This is a genomic window from Pseudomonas sp. G3-19, assembly GCF_054855875.1.
The window spans coordinates 3,339,884-3,357,352 of record NZ_JBMPIQ010000003.1; the positions used below are offsets into that span (position 1 = coordinate 3,339,884).

A 17,469-nucleotide genomic window follows, 5' to 3' on the forward strand; every position below is an offset into this window, starting at 1 on the left:
GGAAAAGACCCTGACAGTTTCGCGCAAACTCAGAGCATAAACACCACTGCTTTTGTAGTGGCTTACCGTTCAGACCGCCCGAAAAAATGAGAATTAAACCCAAATGCCGTTAATACAGCGGTATTCAAAGTCCGATTGAATGACAGGTTAAATCCAACGCGTTATTGATGACTAATAACCTTTCCAGCAACTAACCGCCCCCTCCAAGAGCAAAAAAATTCAACGCCATTTGTAAGACCTGTCCTACACTCGGTTGCGTGCGAGATCCGATTGGATCCATAAAAAGCACCCTACGAACGACTCATGGAGAGTGAGTGATGGAAATGTGGAAGGAGTCGCAATTAAAGCAACTGACTTTCGCAAGAGAAATAGAGACCGCTTATCCGATCTTGCTGCGATTCGCTCAAAATATTGGCTTCAATTTTTGTGCCATCTCATTGACATCAAACAATCGGAACGCTGACTTAAAGACCTTGCAAATCAATAACTATCCGAAAGAGTGGAACCAACTTTATGAAAGACAAAACTACCGGAAAATCGATCCGGTAATAGCACACTGCAGTCGTTCAATGCTGCCGATTGTCTGGACCGAGGACGTGTTTTCGCAAACCTTGTCGCTGTGGGACGCCCAACAGAAACATGGATTGCGACACGGTTGGTCGCAGTCGTTCCACCACGAAGACAGCGGGCTGTGCAGCACCCTGAGCCTCGCCAGGAAAAACGGTCCATTAAGTCCGCTCGAGTTGTACGAGCATTTTGGCTATATGTTTTACGCGACCAGCCACCTGAGTGACTTGTTCGCCAAAACCTTGCCCAAACCGGTCAAAAAGCCCGCCCCCCCACGCCTTTCACCGCGAGAACTGGAAGTGCTCAAGCTCTCGGCGCTCGGCAAGACGGCCTATGAGATTGCCAGGATCCTCTGCCTGAGCGAGCGGACGGTGAATTACCACGTGCAAAACGTGATTCTCAAACTGAACGTCTGCAACAAGATTTCTGCGGTCATTGCTGCCAAGAGTTGCGGCCTTCTCGACATGCCTGCCCACTAAAAGCTGCGAGTATTTCAACGGAAAAAAACGTACCATCTGCGACCTTCCTGAGTGATGACGTGAACCTTGACGTTGTATTTCACTCGGACGGTTCCGCTGCGCGATGCCCTGGGCTGCGGGCCACCCGTTGAATAACCAGAGTTCCCGTACCATGCCCTTGCTCGAAACGCCCTTTGCCCAACTCGACCTGATCCGCCAGCCCGAGCAGCAGAATGAACCGCTGCAAGCGTTCGATGCGGCTGACGAATACCTGCTCAATCATCTGGCCGCGCAACAACCGACGGCAGACACTCGGGTATTGGTACTCAATGACAGCTTCGGAGCGCTGGCGGCGAGTCTGGCGGGCAAGGTTCAGGTCAGCAGCAGTGGCGACTCGTTTCTCGCATTCCAGGGCCTGGAAAAGAACCTGGTACGCAACGGCCTGGCATTTGATGCCGTGCGCGGGATTGCGGCCAGTGAGCCGTTGATCGGGCCGTTCGACCGGGTGCTGATCCGCGTGCCCAAGACGCTGGCATTGCTGGAAGAGCAACTGATCCGCCTGCAAGGGCTACTGGCACCCGGCGCCGAAGTGGTGGCAGCGGCCATGGTCAAGCATTTGCCGCGCGCAGCCGGTGATCTGCTGGAGCGTTACATTGGCCCGGTACAGGCTTCACTGGCGGTGAAGAAAGCTCGCCTGTTGATCGCAACGCCTGAAGCCAAAGCCCCGGCGACCTCGCCCTACCCTTCGCGCTATCAGCTCGACGAGCCGGCCATCGAATTACTCAACCACGCCAACGTTTTCTGCCGTGAGGGCCTGGACATCGGCACCCGGGCCTTCCTCCCGCACCTGCCCAGAAACCTCGGCAGCGCCCGCGTCGCCGACCTTGGTTGCGGTAACGGCGTCCTGGCCATCGCCAGCGCCCTGCACAACCCTGACGCGCACTACACGCTGGTCGACGAATCGTTCATGGCCGTGCAATCGGCCGCCGAGAACTGGCGCGCCGCGCTGGGCGAGCGCGAAGTGCTCGTGCGCGCTGGCGATGGTCTGGCCGGACAGGCGCCGCAATCGCTGGACGTAGTGCTGTGCAATCCGCCGTTCCATCAACAACAGGTGGTCGGCGATTTCCTCGCCTGGCGCATGTTCCAGCAGGCCCGCGAGGCGCTGGTGGTGGGCGGTGCGTTGTACATCGTCGGCAACCGGCACCTGGGTTATCACAGCAAACTGGCGCGGCTGTTCCGTGGCGTCGAGCAAGTGGCTGCCACACCGAAATTCGTGATTCTCAAAGCCCGCAAGTAAAGCGTCAGGCAAAAAAAACCCTCCGCAATGCGGAGGGTCATAAAACCGTGCCCAAGGGCAGCGGGACGGGATGTTTCAGTGTGTGGTCAGGCCGGCCGCGTTCATGAACAGGCGCATCAGGCTGGCGGCAATGAACAGCGCGCCGACGCTACCGATCCAGATCAGGGCCAACCAGCCGAGCCGCTGCCACAGCGGCTTTTTTTCGGCTTCTTCAATCTCGTGCAGGGAATGTTTGCTGTTCATTGCATCGTTCCTCTTGGGCGATGGCGTCGCTGAGGACGCCACCGCGAGCCGGCTTGCTCTCACAGGGTGAGCAGAGCGAGAGATCAGTGGTAACCGTCTTCATGGGTGACCTTGCCGCGGAACACGTAGTAGCTCCAGAAGGTGTAACCCAGGATGAACGGGATGATGAATAGCGTACCGACCAGCATGAAGCCCTGGCTTTGCGGCGGTGCGGCGGCGTCCCAGATGGAGATCGACGGCGGCACGATGTTCGGCCACAGGCTGATGCCCAGACCGCTGTAGCCGAGGAATATCAGCACCAGGGTCAGCAGGAACGGCATGTAGTTGGCATTGCGCGCCACCGCGCGGATCAGCCCGTACAGCGTCACCAGCACCAGAATCGGCACCGGCATGAACCAGAACAGGTTCGGCATGCTGAACCAGCGTGTCGCGATCTCGGGGTGAGCCAGCGGCGTCCACAGACTGACGATGCCGATCACCGCCAACAGCACGAATGCCAGCGGCCGCGCGAGGTTGTGCATCTGCTCCTGCAACTTGCCTTCGGTCTTCATGATCAACCAGGTGCAACCGAGCAAGGCATAGGCCACCACCAGCGCGGCGCCGCAGAACAGGGTGAATGGTGTCAGCCAGTCCAGTGAACCGCCGGCGTATTGCCGATTGACCACCGGCAAACCGTCGATGAAAGCCCCGAGTGCCACGCCCTGGAAGAACGTCGCCGCCACCGAACCGCCGATGAACGCCTTGTCCCACAGGTGGCGCTTGTCGTCCTTGGCCTTGAAGCGGAACTCGAACGCCACACCGCGAAAAATCAGGCCGATCAGCATGAAGATCAACGGCAGGTACAGCGCCGACAGCACCACCGAATAGGCCAGCGGGAACGCGCCGAACAACGCCGCGCCGCCCAGTACCAGCCAGGTTTCATTGCCGTCCCAAACCGGGGCGACGGTGTTCATCATTACATCACGGTCGGTCTTGCCCGGGATGAACGGGAAGAGAATCCCGATCCCCAGGTCGAAGCCGTCCATGACCACGTACATCATGATGCCGAAGATGATGATCACGGCCCAGATCAGCGGAAGATCAATACCCATGAGTCAAATCTCCTTTTCCAGGCTACGCTGCGAGTCGGCGTCGGTACCTTCATCATCGGCTGCGGACAACGGCCGAGCCGGAGTGCGTTTCTGGCCAGGACCACCTTCGTTGGTTTCCTTGCCTTCGTCGGTTTTCGGCCCTTTGCGCACCAGGCGCATCATGTAGCCAAGCCCCGCACCGAACAGCGCGAAATACACCACGACGAACATGATCAGGGTGATGCTCATCTGCATGAAACTGTGATTGGACGAGGCATCCGCCGTGCGCATCAGCCCGTAGACCACCCACGGCTGCCGACCGATTTCAGTGGTGAACCAGCCAGCGAGGATCGCGATCAGGCCGGACGGCCCCATCCACAACGCCAGATACAGGAACGGCCGCGAGGTGTAGAGCGAATCGCGCTTGCGCAGCCACAGGCTCCACAGACCGGTGAAGATCATCAGGAAGCCGAGGCCGACCATGACCCGGAACGACCAGAACACAATGGTCGAGTTCGGCCGGTCTTCAGGCGGGAACTCCTTGAGCGCCGGCACCTGCTTGTCCAGCGAGTGGGTCAGGATCAGGCTGCCGAGGTACGGAATCTCCACGGCGAATTTGGTTTTCTCTTCTTTCATGTCCGGCCAGCCGAACAGGATCAACGGGGTCGCTTCGTTGCCTTTGTTTTCCCAGTGACCTTCGATCGCAGCGATTTTCGCCGGCTGGTGCTCAAGGGTGTTCAGGCCGTGGAAGTCACCGATAACCGCCTGGATCGGCGCGACGATCAGCGCCATCCACATCGCCATCGACAGCATGGTGCGGATCGCCGGGTTGTCCTTGCCGCGAAGCAGGTGCCAGGCCGCCGACGAGCCAACGAAGAACGCCGTGGCCACGAACGCAGCGGTCGCCATGTGCATCAGGCGATACGGGAACGACGGGTTGAACACGATGGCCAGCCAGTCGGTCGGGATCACCTGACCGTTGACGATCTCGAAGCCTTGCGGCGTCTGCATCCAGCTGTTGGATGCGAGAATCCAGAATGTCGAGATCAGCGTGCCGATCGCCACCATTACCGTGGAGAAGAAGTGCAGTTTGCGTCCGACCTTGTTCCAGCCGAACAGCATCACCCCGAGGAAACCGGCCTCAAGGAAGAATGCCGTGAGCACCTCGTAGGTCAGCAACGGTCCGGTGACGGAACCGGCGAAGTCCGAGAAACGGCTCCAGTTGGTGCCGAACTGGTAAGCCATGACCAGACCGGAGACCACACCCATGCCGAAGTTGACGGCAAAGATTTTCGACCAGAAGTGGTAGAGATCCCGGTAAGTGTCGTTATGGGTTTTCAACCACAGCCCTTCAAGCACCGCCAGGTAACTCGCCAGGCCAATGGTGATGGCCGGGAACAGGATGTGGAACGAGATGGTGAACGCGAACTGAATTCGGGCGAGATCGAGTGCCTCTAAACCGAACATAAGTCTTCCTCTGTCAGGTAATACCGGCATTGGGGCTTGTGGCCCCTGCCTACTGCCCCCACGGATATGAAGTGCGGCGAATTCTGATTCGTTCTTTTTTAACAGCCATCGCAACGCAGGGAGTCTGGCCAACGGGCCACCAGAGCATGGCCCGGGAGGGTCTTGATCTGGATCAAGCAACGTTAAAAGAGTAGTCCCATTTCCGACGAAGAACGGCGTGGTCGTTTGCCGCGTGACAAGTTGCCTCATTGCCTGGGCAACGTTCTGAAAGACACTCCTCAGAGCTGCCCGACCTGTAGTGAGGGGATTCATCCCCGATGGGCGGCGAAGCAGCCCCACAGACATCCTGCCTTTTGGTGCATCGTCAATTTTTTACGACTGCTGCGCAGCCGATCGGGGATAAATCCCCTCACCACATTGGGGTGAGAGGTGCCAGGGAACGATAGATGTCTGGCTAACTAAATTTTTTGTCATAGCAACTTCCTGTTACAGACTGGTGATAACCTCGCGGTTCCCCCAAGAGCCAGACCTGCCTTCAGATGCCCAGCCAAGAGCCCCTGCTGTTACGTCACCATCGTCCTTTTCTTGCGTTCTGGTTCGCCCGAATCTTCACCGCCAGTGGCTTTCAGATGCTCACGGTGGCGATCGGCTGGAATCTGTATCAACTGACCGGCAACGTGCTCGACCTGGGTCTGGTCGGGCTGGTCGAGTTCGCGCCACGGGTGCTGTTCATGCTGCACACCGGGCATGTCGCCGACCGTTATGACCGGCGCCGTGTTGCGGCGATCTGTCAGTCGTTGCAGGCGTTGATTGCCCTGGCACTGGCCATCGGCAGTGCGACCGACCACGTCACCCGGGAAATGATCTTTATCCTCGCCTTCCTGCTCGGTGCGGCGCGCTCCTTCGAAATGCCGACGACCCAGGCGCTGCTGCCGAGCATCGTGCCCAGCGCCCTGTTTCCACGGGCGGTCGCCGCAGCGCAGTCGGCTCAACAGTCAGCCACCATTGTCGCTCCGGCCCTCGGTGGCTTGCTTTACGCGTTTGGCAGTGTCTGGGTCTACGGCCCGACGGTATTGCTCTATGTCATCGCCTGCACCTTGATGCTCAACCTGCCTGCCCGACAAACGCCGCTGAACAAAGGCAAAGCCACGCTGGATTCGTTGCTGGCAGGCATCCGCTTCATTCGCAGCCGCCCGGACATCCTCGGGGCGATCTCGCTGGATCTGTTCGCGGTGTTGCTCGGTGGCGCTACGGCGTTGCTGCCGGTGTTCGCCAAGGACATCCTGCTCACCGGGCCTTGGGGCCTGGGCCTGCTGCGCTCGGCGCCGGCGGTTGGTGCGTTGGGGATGTCGCTGTTTCTGGCGCGATTTGCCGTCGAGCGCAATGTTGGCCGGGTGATGTTCACCGCCGTTGGCGTGTTCGGCGTCGCAACCATCGCCTTCGGTCTGTCGACCTCGTTCTGGTTCTCGCTGGCGGTGCTGGTGGTGCTCGGCGCGGCGGACATGATCAGCATGGTGATCCGCGCCTCCTTCGTGCAGCTGGAAACTCCGGACGAAATGCGCGGCCGGGTCAGCGCAGTGAACGGCCTGTTCATCGGCGCCTCGAACCAGTTGGGCGAATTCGAATCCGGCCTCACCGCGCACTGGTTCGGCACCGTCCCGGCGGTGGTGATGGGCGGGATCGGCACGCTGGTGGTCACCGGAACGTGGATCAAACTGTTCCCGAGCCTGGCCAAACGCGACCGGATGCATGTGCCGGTGGAAGAGGCGAAGGTCTGACTCTCGTCAAACCAACATCTCCCCCGCCACTTTCGCCCGCAACGCCTTGCCGCCAAGCTGCTCGACAAGCGTCAGGGCAAACGCCAGTGCGCCACCAGAGCCTTGGGCGGTGATGCAATTGCCGTCGATCACCACCGGTTGATCAACAAACGTACAGCCCGACAGTTGATGACTGGTAGTCGGCAGGCAGGTCATGCGCCGTTGGCGTAATACGCCGGAGGCTTGCAGGGCGATGGCAGGGGCTTCGCCGATGGCGGCGAACAGGCGGCCGGCGCTGGCCTGGTCCTTGAGCAATTGCTGCAGCGGCTGATGCGCCGCGAGATGTTGGGCGCCGACGGCACCACCGGGCAGGACGATCAGGTCGAAGGTCTGCGCCAATACATCAACCAGCATGCCGTCCGCTGTCAGGCGCGTACCGCGCGCGCAGGTCAGCATGCGCCGGCCTTCGATGCTGGCCGCCACCACTTCGACACCGGCGCGGCGCAGCACATCGATCAGGGTCACGCTTTGCAGATCATCGATGCCCTCGGCGAGGGTAATCAGGGCTCTAAAGGTCATGGGCGCCATCCGCTGGGTGATCTTCCAAGCGTAGTCAGCTTTGTCCTGCCCCGTCCGGTGATAGCCGTTACTTGATGTAAAGCTGGGTCGACAGGGTGTTGCGCGGTGCGTTGAGCGAGGTGTTGCTGAAGCTGAAGGTGCCTTCCTGCTTGCCCGCCAGATCAAAGGTATACAGTGAGCCGACGGTGTTGCTGCCGGGCTTGCACTCAGTCAGGTTGCCGTTATCAAAGGCGCACACCGGCGCCCGGGTGCCGTTGACTTCAAAACCGTCCAGCGTGGCATGCGGCTGGTTCTGACCATAGCCGATTTCCAGCACGAACACCTTGATGCTCGGGCCGCTGTGATTGCACTGGGTTTGCGGCTGGTTATCGCCGATGTCTTCCAGACCACAGGCCGGCGATTGAACCTTGATCACCTTAACTTCAGTCAATGGTGGCGCCGAGGCTGCCAGCGCCGCCGTCGACCCGGCCATCAGCCCGGCCATTACCCAGAAAGCCTTGATCCAGCGCTTGCCCATGTGATCGTATTTCCCCAAAAAATTCAGCGCGCAGTATGGCGCAGTTGGCCCTGTGGCAAAACTTCGACGACGTTCGGCACCAACAACCGCCATATTCCTCACGCTGCTGGTATGATGCGCGGCTTTTTCCGGCCCACCACAAAATCCCAGGCGCTTGCGACGGTCTGTGCTTTGCTGTTGAGGTCGATACATTCACGGCGCCGCGCGCGCCACGGGGAGCAGACATGCTGGAAAGGCTGTTTCAACTCAAGGCACACAACACCAACGTGCGTACCGAGATTCTGGCGGGCGTCACGACCTTCCTGGCCATGGCCTACATTCTGTTCGTCAACCCGAGCATCCTCGGCGAGACCGGCATGGACAAGGGCGCGGTGTTCGTCGCCACCTGTCTGGCAGCCGCCATCGGCTCGACCATCATGGGCCTGATCGCCAACTACCCGATCGCCCTCGCCCCGGGCATGGGCCTGAACGCCTTCTTCACTTACACCGTGGTCCTGCACATGGGCCACACCTGGCAAGTGGCGCTGGGCGCGGTGTTCATCTCGGCAGTGTGCTTCTTCCTGCTGTCGATCTTCCGCATCCGCGAATGGATCATCAACAGCATCCCGCTGCCGCTGCGCTCGGCGATTGCCGCCGGTATCGGCCTGTTCCTGGCGCTGATCGCCCTGCACAACGCGGGCATCGTGGTCAGCAACCCGGCGACCATGGTCGGCCTCGGTGACCTGAAAGCCCCGGCGCCGATCCTCGCCACCCTCGGCTTCGCCCTGATCGTCGCCCTCGAAGCACTGAAAGTGCGCGGCGCAGTGCTGATCGGCATTCTGGCGGTGACCATCATTTCCATCGCCATGGGCTTCACCCCGTTCGGCGGCGTGACCTCGATGCCACCTTCGCTGGCCCCGACCTTCATGCAACTGGACATCAAGGGCGCGCTGGATATCGGTCTGGTCAGCGTGATCTTCGCCTTCCTGTTCGTCGACCTGTTCGACAACTCCGGCACCCTGATCGGCGTCGCCAAGCGTGCCGGCCTGATGGGCAAGGACGGCCACATGCCGAAAATGGGTCGCGCACTGATCGCCGACAGCACCGCGGCGATGGCCGGCTCGCTGCTGGGTACTTCGACCACCACCAGCTACATCGAATCCGCGGCTGGCGTGAGCGCTGGCGGGCGTACCGGTCTGACGGCTGTAGTGGTAGCTATCCTGTTCCTGCTGGCGCTGTTCTTCTCGCCACTGGCGGCCAGCGTGCCAGCCTTCGCCACCGCACCAGCGCTGCTGTTCGTCGCCGTGCTGATGACTTCGGGCCTGGCGGAAATAGACTGGGAAGACATCACCGTCGCCGCACCGGTCGTGGTCACCGCGCTGGCCATGCCGTTCACCTACTCGATCGCCAACGGCATCGCCTTCGGTTTCATCTCCTGGACCGTGATCAAGCTGCTGTCGGGCCGCGCCCGTGAGCTGAACCCGGCGCTGGTGATTCTGTCGATTCTGTTTGTGATCAAGTTGGGTTGGTTCAACGCATGACTTTCGATTCCCAGGCCTACGCCACTCAGCTCGAAGACAAGGTCACGCGTTTGCGTGACCTGCTGGCCCCGTTCGATGCGCCAGAGCCGACCGTGTTCGACTCGCCGCTGCAGAACTTCCGCCTGCGTGCGGAATTTCGCCTGTGGCGCGAGGCCGGCGAACGGCACTACGCGATGTTTTCTCAGGACGACAAACGCACGCCGATCCTCATCGAAGAGTTCCCGATTGCCAGCCTGCGCATCAACCAGTTGATGCCGCAGCTCAAGGCGGCATGGCAGGCCAGTTCGGCGCTGAGCCACAAGCTGTTCCAGGTGGAGTTCCTGACCACGTTGGCTGGCGATGCGATGATCACCCTGTGCTACCACCGTCCGCTGGACGAGCACTGGCATGCGGCCGCGTCGAAGTTGGCGGCTGATCTCAACGTCAGCGTCATCGGGCGTTCCAAGGGCAAGCGCGAAGTCATCGGCCACGATTACGTGGTGGAGAAACTCGAAGTCGGTGGTCGCACCTTCAGCTACCGCCAGCCGGAAGGCGCATTCACCCAGCCCAATGGCACGGTGAACCAGAAGATGCTGAACTGGGCATTCGAAGCGCTGGGCGATCGCAGCGATGATCTGCTGGAGCTGTACTGCGGCAACGGCAACTTCACCCTGCCGCTCGCCACCCGTGTGCGCAAAGTGCTGGCCACCGAGATCAGCAAGACCTCGGTCAACGCCGCACTGAGCAACCTCAGCGAAAACGCTGTGGATAACGTCACGCTGGTGCGCCTGTCCGCCGAAGAGCTGACCGAAGCGCTGAACGAAGTGCGCCCGTTCCGTCGCCTGCAAGGCATCGACCTGAAAAGCTACGAGTTCGGCAGCGTATTCGTCGACCCGCCGCGCGCCGGCATGGACCCGGACACCTGCGAGCTGACCCGGCGCTTCGACAATATCCTGTACATCTCCTGCAACCCGGAAACCCTCGCGGCCAACATCGCCCAACTGCACGACACGCACCGCATCACCCGCTGCGCGATGTTCGACCAGTTCCCGTGGACACATCACATGGAGTCCGGGGTGTTGCTGACCCGGCGTTGATGGCGAATGCCAGATACGAGAAAGCCGTCTTGATTGACGGCTTTTTTGTGGGTGATGTTTTGTTTTGTGCGATTAACGAACACTAAGCGCCAAGCGCAACGTTGCTCAATTGACCATGGTAACCATCTGGTACATTTTACCTCCACAGGCTGAAACCTTCGGCCCAAGCCAAAAACAATAAGTGGAGTTTGCCCCCATGCCCCCTATCGTTCTGGTGCTCAACGGCCCGAACCTGAACCTGCTCGGCACTCGTGAACCGGCAACCTACGGTCACGAAACCCTGGCTGATATTTCTGCTCTGTGCGGCCGCGCTGCCGAAGAATTCGGCCTGGCCGTGGAGTTTCGCCAGACCAATCACGAAGGCGAATTGCTCGACTGGATTCATGCGGCACGCGGCCGTTGCGCCGGGATCGTGATCAACCCGGCGGCGTGGACGCACACCTCGGTGGCGATCCGCGACGCGCTGGTGGCCAGTGAGTTGCCGGTGATCGAAGTGCACCTGTCCAACGTGCATGCGCGTGAGCCATTCCGCCACCACTCGTTTGTCTCGGCCATCGCCACGGCGGTGATGTGCGGCTTCGGCAGCCATGGCTATCGCCTGGCCCTGGAGCATTTCAGTCAGCGACTGAAGGGGCGCGCAGCATGACCCGTAAACCGGTAATACTGGCTGGCCTGATCGGTGCGGGTATTCAAGCCTCGCGCACGCCAGCACTGCATGAACATGAGGGCGACGCCCAAGGCTTGCGCTACCTGTATCGGCTGATTGATCTCGATCAGTTGCATCTGGACAGCAACGCCCTGCCCGACTTGCTGCAGGCGGCCGAGCGGATGAACTACACCGGCCTGAACATTACTTTCCCGTGCAAGCAGGCGATCATCCCGCTGCTCGACGAACTGTCCCCGGAAGCCCGGGGCATCGGCGCGGTCAACACCGTGGTGCTCAAGGACGGCAAACGCATCGGCCACAACACTGATTGCCTGGGTTTTGCCGAAGGTTTTCGCCGAGGCCTGAAGGACGCTGCGCGTGAACGTGTCGTCCAGATGGGGGCCGGCGGTGCGGGAGCGGCAGTGGCCCACGCGCTGCTGAGCGAAGGCGTACAGCAACTGAGCATTTTCGACGTCGACCGCGAACGTGCCGAGAGTCTGGCGAACAACCTCAACCAGCATTTCGGCTCAGGCCGCGCGGTGGCCGGGCGAGATCTGCCGGGCACGCTGAATCAGGCCGATGGTCTGGTGAATACCACGCCGATGGGCATGGCCAAACTGCCGGGGATGCCAGTGCCGGTGGAGTTGCTGCGCAAGGAATTGTGGGTGGCGGAGATCGTTTACTTCCCGCTGGAAACCGAACTGCTGCGCAACGCCCGCGCGCTGGGTTGCCGCACGCTGGACGGCGGCAACATGGCGGTGTTTCAAGCGGTGAAGGCGTTTGAATTGTTCAGCGGCGTGGTGCCGGATGCGCAGCGGATGCTTGCGCATTTTCAAAGCATGAACGGCTGAAGATAAACATCGATCCTGTGGGAGCGGGCTTGCTCGCGAAGGCTGTGTGTCAGGCGCTAGATGTATAGGCTGACACGCCGCTTTCGCGAGCAAGCCCGCTCCCACATTGGATAGGTGTCACGGCTGCAAGTAGCGCAACACCGACTCGCAGATCATCTCGCGATGACGCTGCTTGATGCTTTCGTCCGGCAGGTCGATCTGAAAAATCTCACCGAACGTATGGCGGTTCGAGACGCGGTAGAAACAGAACGAACTGATCAGCAAGTGCACATCCAGCGCGTCCAGCCCGGCGCGGAAGACCCCCTCCTCGGCACCGCGCCGCAAAATCTCGCCCAGTGAATCGAGGATCGTATTGTTCATCGCCTTGATCGTGTCCGAACGCTTCACGAACTCGGCGTTGTGAATATTTTCGATACAGACGATGCGCACGAAATCGACGTTGCGGTCGTGGTGATCGAAGGTGAATTCCACCAGTCGACGGATCGCCACCACCGGCGGCAACTCGGCCAGGTGCAGGCGGTTTTCGGTGCTGCGGATGTCGCCGTAAAGCTTCTCCAGCACCTCGACGTACAACTGCTCCTTACTGCCGAAGTAGTAATAGATCATGCGTTTGGAGGTGTGGATACGCTCGGCGATCGCGTCGACGCGGGCGCCGGACAAGCCCTGCTGGACGAACTCGACGATCGCCTCCTGCAGGATGTTCTCGCGGGTTTTTTCCGGGTTGTTCTTGCGACTCTTGCGCGGCTCGATACCGGATTCGACGGGAGCGGCGGGGAGTTCTGAAGTCATTGTCATTGCGGGCTCACGGCCATCACTGCACAGGTTGGCGATTATGGGCCGCGCTGCACAGTGAAGGAAGCCACGCGGCTCGTGTTTAATCGCGCGTTTACGAAATTCCTACAACTTCTCCTGACGCACCGCACCGCTGCGTGATTTGGCCATCGCCGCCAGACGGACCGCAACGTTCGCCGCACCATAACCGGCATAGCCGTTTTTACGCTGGATGATCTCGAAGAAGAAGCGCCCCTCGAACGGCTCGGTGTACACGTGGAACAGCTCGCCGCCCTGCGCGTCGCGGTCGTAGAGCACGTTGTAGTACGCCAGCTCGCTGAGGAACTCGTCGTCGAAATCGAAGCGCGCGGCGAGGTCGTCGTAATAGTTGAGCGGGATATCCAGCAACGGCACACCAGCTTCTTTGGCGCGGCTGACTTCGGCGAAGATGTCATCACAATCGAAGGCGATGTGATGCACACCGGAGCCGCGATAACTCGACAGCGCGTGGGAGATCGCGGTGTTGCGATTCTCGGAGATGTTCAGCGGTAGACGGATCGAGCTATCGCGGCTGCGCAACGCCCGGCTTTTCACCAGACCGTACGGATCGGGCAACACCACTTCATCGTCGGCCTCGAAATCCAGCAGGCTCTTGTAGAACAGCACCCAGCTGTCGAGGCTGTCGGCCGGCAGCGCCATGGCCATGTGATCGATGCGCTTGAGGCCGCCACGGGCCTGAGCGTTCGGCAGCAGATTGAAGTCAGTGCCATAAACGTCCGCCGCCTCATCCACCAGATAAATCAGGCTGCCGTCCGGCGCACGCACCGCGGCCAGTTCCAGTTCGTTGGGGCCGACCAGGCCGCGATAGGGCTGGCCCTTGTAGGCAACGGCACGGGCCAGGGCGCTGGCGCTGTCCTTGACCCGCACGGCGGTGGCACACAGCGACGGGCCGTGGGCCTCGAAAAAGCTGTGGCCGAACGAGTACGGTTCGGCGTTGAGGATCAGGTTGATATCGCCCTGGCGCAACAGGCTCACGCTCTTGGAGCGGTGCTGTCCAGCCTTGACGAAGCCCAGGCGCTCCAGCCAGTTGCTCAGTTTGGCGCCAAGACTTTCGTCGACGGCGAACTCGAGAAACTCGATGCCGTTGTACTCGCTGGCCGGCGGCGTTTCGAAGAGGATGTCGCGGTTGGCCACCGGCGTTGTTTGCTGTTCCAGGCGCTGACGGGTTTTCTCTTCCAGATACAGCAGCGAACGCAGACCATCAGCGGCATTGGCCCGCGGCGGTGCGGCGCGGAAGCCATCGTTGAAGATCTCCAGCGACAACGGCCCGGTGTAACCACTCTGGATGATCGGCGCGAGGAACCCCGGCAGATCGAATTCGCCCTGCCCCGGGAAGCAACGGAAATGCCGGCTCCATTCCAGAACATCCATGGCGAGGATCGGCGCGTCGGCCATTTGCACAAAGAAAATCTTGTCGCCAGGAATGTCGGCAATCGCGCTTGGATCACCTTTCAGCGACAAGGTGTGAAAGCTGTCGAGCAGCACGCCGAGTGCCGGGTGGTCGGCCTGGCGAACAATGTCCCAGACCTGTTGATAAGTATTGACGTGCCGGCCCCAGGCCAGCGCTTCATAGCCGATACGCAACCCGCGAGCGCCGGCACGTTCGGCCAGCAGCCGCAGATCATCGACGAGAATCTGCCGGTCGCCGACGCTGTCCGCCGAGGCGTTGCTGCAGACCAGCACCAGATCGGTGCCCAGCTCCTGCATCAGGTCGAATTTGCGCTCGGCCCGCTCCAGATTGCGCGCCAGCCGATCACGGCGGCAGCCTTCAAAATCGCGGAACGGCTGGAACAGGGTGATGGCGATCCCCAGGTCAGCGCACATCTGCCTGATTTCCCGCGGGCTGCCGTCGTAATACAGAAGATCGTTCTCGAAGATCTCGACGCCGTCGAACCCGGCGGCGGCAATGGCTTCGAGCTTTTCCGGCAGGGTGCCGCTCAGGGAAACGGTGGCAATGGAACGCTGCATGTTGCTACTCCCGGACTGCGCTGCAGTTTTTTTACAGGGGATCATTTTTTATCGTGAGGAAATTATTGGCTGCATCGTCTTCAGCAGCAATTTAAAGTGTACCAGCCGGTTAGTTTTGCGTGCGATTATCGAACACTATGGCGTTTCGGCGAATTGACGATTTTTCGTCCACTGCCCACCATCGACTTCACATTGAGTCCGGAAATGAACCTTCGGTCGCAGTGCGTGCAAACAACACCACATAACAAATTCAAAAACGGGTGGAACAATGATTCCTTCACAGACTTCCCGCATGGCCCCGGCCATGAGCACTGCCACGGGTGGCATCGGCGACAAGATCCGCGGCGCCATGGCTGTCGGCAAGACCCGTTGGGGCATGCTGGCGCTGGTGTTTTTCGCCACGACCCTGAACTACATCGACCGCGCAGCCCTCGGCGTCATGCAGCCCATCCTCGCCAAGGAAATGAGCTGGACGGCGATGGATTACGCCAACATCAACTTCTGGTTTCAGGTCGGCTACGCGATCGGCTTCGTTCTGCAGGGACGCTTGATCGACCGCGTCGGCGTCAAGCGTGTGTTCTTCTGCGCAGTGCTGCTCTGGAGCCTGGCCACCGGCGCCCACGGTCTGGCGACGTCGGCCGTCGGCTTCATGGTCTGCCGGTTCATCCTAGGCCTGACCGAAGCGGCCAACTACCCGGCCTGCGTGAAAACCACGCGCCTGTGGTTCCCCGCCGGTGAACGCGCAGTGGCTACCGGCATCTTCAACGCCGGGACCAACGTCGGCGCCATGTTCACGCCGATGCTGCTGCCGCTGATTCTCCACGTATGGGGCTGGCAGGCGGCGTTCCTGTGCATGTCGGCACTGGGCGGGATCTGGCTGCTGTTCTGGGGCCTGAAGTACTTCAACCCGGAAGACCATCCAAGCGTTAAACAGTCCGAGCTTGAGTACATCCAGCAGGAAGTCGAACCGGAACAGGCCCGCGTACCGTTTTCACGCATCCTGCGCATGCGCGGCACCTGGGCCTTCGCCCTCGCCTACTCGCTGACTGCGCCGGTGTTCTGGTTCTACCTGTACTGGCTGCCGCCGTTTCTCAATCAGCAATACAACCTGGGCATCAACGTCACCCAGATGGGTATTCCGCTGATCATCATCTACGTGACGGCCGACTTCGGCAGTGTCGGCGGCGGCATTCTGTCTTCGTTCCTGATCGGTCGCGGCATGAACTCGATCAAGGCGCGGCTGCTGTCGATGTTCCTGTTCGCCTGCTGCATCATCGGCGTGATCATGGCCGCCGGCTCAAGCAATCTGTGGGTCGCCGTCGCGGCAATCTCCCTGGCCATCGGCGCGCATCAGGCCTGGACCGCGAACATCTGGAGCCTGGTGATGGACTACACGCCCAAGCACATGATGAGCACGGTGTTCGGTTTCGGCGGTATGTGCGCAGCGATCGGCGGGATGTTCATGACCCAGATCGTCGGCCACATCCTGACCGTCACCCATAACAACTACACGGTGCTGTTCACGCTGATCCCGGCGATGTACTTCATTGCCCTGACCTGGATGTACTTCATGGCACCGCGCAAGATTCCAGACGTCACCGAATAACCTGCCTGCACCCCTCCCCCCTGTGGGAGCGGGCTTGCTCGCGAAAGCATTTAGTCAGTCACTGAAGATGTCGACTGATCCACCGCCTTCGCGAGCAAGCCCGCTCCCACAGGGTTATTTATCTCTCTCATCTGCGGCTCTGCTGCCAAGCCGCCGCCAGGCCGCTGCAGCAGATCACCGCAATGCCGATCACCGTCAACAGACTCGGCGTGTGGTTGAACACCACCCACCCCAACAACCCGGCAAACACGATCTGGCAATAACCGAACGGCGCCAGCAATGCCGGCGCGGCATGGCGGAACGCCTGGGTCAGAAACAGGTGCGCGGTCATCCCGCAACTGCCCAGCGCCAGCATCAACACGGCGTGCGACAAGGTCGGCACCTGCCAGAAGAACGGCACCAGCGCACTCATCACCAGCGTGTTGCACAGACCGGCGAAAAAGTTGCTGGTGGTCGGACTGTCGACCTCACTGAGCTTGCGCGTCAGCAGCTGATAGAAGCAGAAAAACAACGCCGAGCAGAACGGCAGCAGCACCGCGGGGGTGAACAACTCGCCGCCCGGATGGACGATGATCAGCACGCCGATGAATCCGCAAATCACCGCGATCCACTGCCCGCGCGTCACCCGTTCCTTGAGCAACGGCACTGACAGCGCCGTCACCAGCACCGGCGCGAGAAAGTTGACCGCGGTGGCCTCGGCCAGCGGGATATACAGCAGCGCCGTGGTGAAAAACAGACTGGTGCCGAGCAGGCACAGCGCCCGCGCCAACTGCCATAAAGGTCGTTTGGTGCGCAGCACGCGCAACCCCGACTGTGGCAGGAAAATCCCCGCCATCAGCAAGGTGTGCACCAGATACCGCGCCCAGACCACCATGATGATCGGGTAGAAACCCGAGAGGTATTTCGACAGCGCATCGTGGCTGGAGAACAGGAAAGTCGCCACGACAATCAGCAAGATCCCCTTGAAGGGTTGGTTGACACCGGAGAGCGGGGTGCTGACGGTCATTGGATATCTC

The 17,469-nt window shown here is 60.5% G+C and carries 16 protein-coding genes; 8 read left to right on the forward strand and 8 right to left on the reverse strand.

From position 1 onward, the window contains the following. Positions 1-317: 317 nt before the first annotated feature. Positions 318-1,046: a helix-turn-helix transcriptional regulator gene (locus ACOYXI_RS15340; protein WP_098965721.1), complete on the forward strand. Its 729-nt coding sequence runs from the start codon at positions 318-320 to the stop codon at positions 1,044-1,046. 151 nt (positions 1,047-1,197) lie between these two features. After that, positions 1,198-2,322, forward strand: a complete 1,125-nt coding sequence (locus ACOYXI_RS15345; protein ID WP_461675010.1) for a methyltransferase — start codon at positions 1,198-1,200, stop codon at positions 2,320-2,322. A 75-nt stretch (positions 2,323-2,397) separates the two neighbouring features. Here the strand turns inward: ACOYXI_RS15345 and ACOYXI_RS15350 are convergent, their stop codons facing one another. From ACOYXI_RS15350 to ACOYXI_RS15360, 3 genes are all read right to left on the reverse strand, one after another. Continuing rightward, entirely contained in the window at positions 2,398-2,565 is a 168-nt protein-coding gene (locus ACOYXI_RS15350) for a DUF2474 domain-containing protein (RefSeq protein ID WP_461675011.1), read from the reverse strand. A gap of 83 nt (positions 2,566-2,648) precedes the next feature. Beyond that, a complete protein-coding gene (cydB, locus tag ACOYXI_RS15355; protein WP_007963753.1) occupies positions 2,649-3,656 on the reverse strand; it encodes a cytochrome d ubiquinol oxidase subunit II in 1,008 nt (335 codons plus the stop codon). Positions 3,657-3,659: 3 nt separating this feature from the next. Beyond that, positions 3,660-5,102, reverse strand: a complete 1,443-nt coding sequence (locus ACOYXI_RS15360) for a cytochrome ubiquinol oxidase subunit I (RefSeq protein WP_027612845.1) — start codon at positions 5,100-5,102, stop codon at positions 3,660-3,662. Between the two features lie 539 nt (positions 5,103-5,641). On the opposite strand from ACOYXI_RS15360, the gene ACOYXI_RS15365 reads away from it, so the two are divergent. After that, a complete protein-coding gene (locus tag ACOYXI_RS15365; RefSeq protein WP_461675012.1) occupies positions 5,642-6,880 on the forward strand; it encodes an MFS transporter in 1,239 nt (412 codons plus the stop codon). Positions 6,881-6,886: 6 nt separating this feature from the next. Here ACOYXI_RS15365 and ACOYXI_RS15370 read toward each other — a convergent pair whose 3' ends face one another. Together ACOYXI_RS15370 and ACOYXI_RS15375 are read right to left on the reverse strand one after the other, a co-directional pair. Continuing rightward, positions 6,887-7,438 carry a DJ-1 family glyoxalase III gene (locus ACOYXI_RS15370; RefSeq protein WP_461675013.1) on the reverse strand — a complete coding sequence of 184 codons (552 nt, stop codon included), beginning with the start codon at positions 7,436-7,438 and terminating at the stop codon, positions 6,887-6,889. Positions 7,439-7,505: 67 nt separating this feature from the next. Further along, complete coding sequence (locus ACOYXI_RS15375) at positions 7,506-7,955, reverse strand: DUF4879 domain-containing protein (RefSeq protein ID WP_461675014.1); 450 nt, start codon at positions 7,953-7,955, stop codon at positions 7,506-7,508. Positions 7,956-8,179: 224 nt separating this feature from the next. Between ACOYXI_RS15375 and ACOYXI_RS15380 the strand changes: the two genes are divergently transcribed. From ACOYXI_RS15380 to ACOYXI_RS15395, 4 genes are all read left to right on the forward strand, one after another. Continuing rightward, positions 8,180-9,475, forward strand: coding sequence for an NCS2 family permease (locus tag ACOYXI_RS15380; protein WP_003228434.1), 1,296 nt, complete (start codon positions 8,180-8,182; stop codon positions 9,473-9,475). Then, positions 9,472-10,551 carry a tRNA (uridine(54)-C5)-methyltransferase TrmA gene (trmA, locus tag ACOYXI_RS15385; protein WP_098965728.1) on the forward strand — a complete coding sequence of 360 codons (1,080 nt, stop codon included), beginning with the start codon at positions 9,472-9,474 and terminating at the stop codon, positions 10,549-10,551. Before ACOYXI_RS15380 ends, trmA begins: the two co-directional genes overlap by 4 nt. A 196-nt stretch (positions 10,552-10,747) precedes the next feature. Further along, a complete protein-coding gene (gene aroQ, locus ACOYXI_RS15390; RefSeq protein WP_025108744.1) occupies positions 10,748-11,197 on the forward strand; it encodes a type II 3-dehydroquinate dehydratase in 450 nt (149 codons plus the stop codon). Further along, positions 11,194-12,048 (forward strand): shikimate dehydrogenase, encoded by an 855-nt coding sequence (locus ACOYXI_RS15395; RefSeq protein ID WP_134787379.1) that lies wholly within the window; start codon positions 11,194-11,196, stop codon positions 12,046-12,048. The genes aroQ and ACOYXI_RS15395 overlap by 4 nt, the downstream gene beginning before the upstream one ends. A gap of 117 nt (positions 12,049-12,165) precedes the next feature. Here the strand turns inward: ACOYXI_RS15395 and ACOYXI_RS15400 are convergent, their stop codons facing one another. Both ACOYXI_RS15400 and quiC read right to left on the reverse strand, forming a co-directional pair. After that, entirely contained in the window at positions 12,166-12,843 is a 678-nt protein-coding gene (locus ACOYXI_RS15400) for a TetR family transcriptional regulator (protein WP_027612854.1), read from the reverse strand. Between the two features lie 102 nt (positions 12,844-12,945). Beyond that, complete coding sequence (gene quiC / locus ACOYXI_RS15405) at positions 12,946-14,847, reverse strand: 3-dehydroshikimate dehydratase QuiC (RefSeq protein WP_461675015.1); 1,902 nt, start codon at positions 14,845-14,847, stop codon at positions 12,946-12,948. Between the two features lie 268 nt (positions 14,848-15,115). Between quiC and ACOYXI_RS15410 the strand changes: the two genes are divergently transcribed. Next, complete coding sequence (locus ACOYXI_RS15410) at positions 15,116-16,453, forward strand: MFS transporter (RefSeq protein ID WP_123588933.1); 1,338 nt, start codon at positions 15,116-15,118, stop codon at positions 16,451-16,453. A gap of 127 nt (positions 16,454-16,580) precedes the next feature. Here the strand turns inward: ACOYXI_RS15410 and ACOYXI_RS15415 are convergent, their stop codons facing one another. Next, a complete protein-coding gene (locus ACOYXI_RS15415; protein WP_103367270.1) occupies positions 16,581-17,459 on the reverse strand; it encodes a DMT family transporter in 879 nt (292 codons plus the stop codon). Positions 17,460-17,469: the final 10 nt, after the last annotated feature.

What these genes read in the sequence shown, in the direction of transcription:
- ACOYXI_RS15340 (WP_098965721.1), top strand. Translation starts at nt 318, where the DNA reads ATGGAAATGTGGAAGGAGTCGCAATTAAAGCAACTGACTTTCGCAAGA.
- ACOYXI_RS15345 (WP_461675010.1), top strand. Translation starts at nt 1,198, where the DNA reads ATGCCCTTGCTCGAAACGCCCTTTGCCCAACTCGACCTGATCCGCCAG.
- ACOYXI_RS15350 (WP_461675011.1), bottom strand. Translation starts at nt 2,565, where the DNA reads ATGAACAGCAAACATTCCCTGCACGAGATTGAAGAAGCCGAAAAAAAG.
- cydB (WP_007963753.1), bottom strand. Translation starts at nt 3,656, where the DNA reads ATGGGTATTGATCTTCCGCTGATCTGGGCCGTGATCATCATCTTCGGC.
- ACOYXI_RS15360 (WP_027612845.1), bottom strand. Translation starts at nt 5,102, where the DNA reads ATGTTCGGTTTAGAGGCACTCGATCTCGCCCGAATTCAGTTCGCGTTC.
- ACOYXI_RS15365 (WP_461675012.1), top strand. Translation starts at nt 5,642, where the DNA reads ATGCCCAGCCAAGAGCCCCTGCTGTTACGTCACCATCGTCCTTTTCTT.
- ACOYXI_RS15370 (WP_461675013.1), bottom strand. Translation starts at nt 7,438, where the DNA reads ATGACCTTTAGAGCCCTGATTACCCTCGCCGAGGGCATCGATGATCTG.
- ACOYXI_RS15375 (WP_461675014.1), bottom strand. Translation starts at nt 7,955, where the DNA reads ATGGGCAAGCGCTGGATCAAGGCTTTCTGGGTAATGGCCGGGCTGATG.
- ACOYXI_RS15380 (WP_003228434.1), top strand. Translation starts at nt 8,180, where the DNA reads ATGCTGGAAAGGCTGTTTCAACTCAAGGCACACAACACCAACGTGCGT.
- trmA (WP_098965728.1), top strand. Translation starts at nt 9,472, where the DNA reads ATGACTTTCGATTCCCAGGCCTACGCCACTCAGCTCGAAGACAAGGTC.
- aroQ (WP_025108744.1), top strand. Translation starts at nt 10,748, where the DNA reads ATGCCCCCTATCGTTCTGGTGCTCAACGGCCCGAACCTGAACCTGCTC.
- ACOYXI_RS15395 (WP_134787379.1), top strand. Translation starts at nt 11,194, where the DNA reads ATGACCCGTAAACCGGTAATACTGGCTGGCCTGATCGGTGCGGGTATT.
- ACOYXI_RS15400 (WP_027612854.1), bottom strand. Translation starts at nt 12,843, where the DNA reads ATGACAATGACTTCAGAACTCCCCGCCGCTCCCGTCGAATCCGGTATC.
- quiC (WP_461675015.1), bottom strand. Translation starts at nt 14,847, where the DNA reads ATGCAGCGTTCCATTGCCACCGTTTCCCTGAGCGGCACCCTGCCGGAA.
- ACOYXI_RS15410 (WP_123588933.1), top strand. Translation starts at nt 15,116, where the DNA reads ATGATTCCTTCACAGACTTCCCGCATGGCCCCGGCCATGAGCACTGCC.
- ACOYXI_RS15415 (WP_103367270.1), bottom strand. Translation starts at nt 17,459, where the DNA reads ATGACCGTCAGCACCCCGCTCTCCGGTGTCAACCAACCCTTCAAGGGG.